This window comes from Serratia sp. T13T92 (assembly GCF_047530105.1).
GTDB classification, from domain to species: Bacteria; Pseudomonadota; Gammaproteobacteria; order Enterobacterales; family Enterobacteriaceae; genus Chania; species Chania fonticola.
Window position 1 is genome coordinate 1 of record NZ_JBLJAK010000131.1, and the last position, 783, is coordinate 783.

The 783-nt window shown below is 56.1% G+C and carries 2 pseudogenes; one reads left to right on the forward strand and one right to left on the reverse strand.

Annotated features, from left to right (window positions below):
* Positions 1-122: 122 nt before the first annotated feature.
* Positions 123-572, reverse strand: a pseudogene (locus ACMV5I_RS29550) (IS21 family transposase); the annotation flags it as partial.
* 119 nt (positions 573-691) lie between these two features.
* On the opposite strand from ACMV5I_RS29550, the pseudogene ACMV5I_RS29555 reads away from it, so the two are divergent.
* A pseudogene (locus ACMV5I_RS29555) lies at positions 692-783 on the forward strand (IS66 family transposase); the annotation flags it as partial.

A 783-nucleotide genomic window follows, 5' to 3' on the forward strand; every position in this document is an offset into this window, starting at 1 on the left:
CATGCGTTGCTGACGGCGCTGAAATCGCCGGACGACGCCATCGACTGGGACACGCTGCTGCCCTGGAAAATCACCCTACCTTAAACCCCACGACCGAACACTGTGGGGATTTAACGACGCTTACTGATGACGGGAACCGTCGGGCCGCAGAAGTCGATAAAGAGCTTTTCACCGGCACGGTGCTCCTGGCGCATTGAGAGGCGGCGTGTCTTTTTCCACTCCCGATAACAGCGGCAGAAGTGGGAGTACCCCATCGCCAGTTCCCCGGCCTGAGCCTTGTACTCCATCCATAGCAGTTGCCGCGTCACGCCGGATTTTCTCATCTCGGTATCGAAGTGAAGCAAATCCGGCATGACCCGCTCTGATGCAGGTATGCCTTTGGCCGGGAAGATGAGTTTTTCAAGGCCATCGTGGGATATCGCTTCAGGAAGAGGCCATGGCAGAGACGTGGCTTTAAAGCGGGCGAGAACCTCAAAAACCGTCGAGGCACTGATTTTCATCGTCAGCCCGATACAACGGTTGGTCAGCTTCTGGTCGAACTTGAGCTGAAGGATCTTGAAACAGGTTTCCATGGAACTCCTGGCTTTTCTGTAAGCGTCGTTAAATCCCCACAGTGTTCGGTCGTGGGGTTTAAGGTAGGGTGATTTTCCAGGGCAGCAGCGTGAAGGTGGCACCGTCGGTGCCGGCGGTGTTCCCTAAAAGCTACGCCACGCCGTCGCTGGTCGCGCAAATCATCATCAACAAATTCCAGTTCGCGCTGCCGCTGTACCGGCAGGAAGTGCT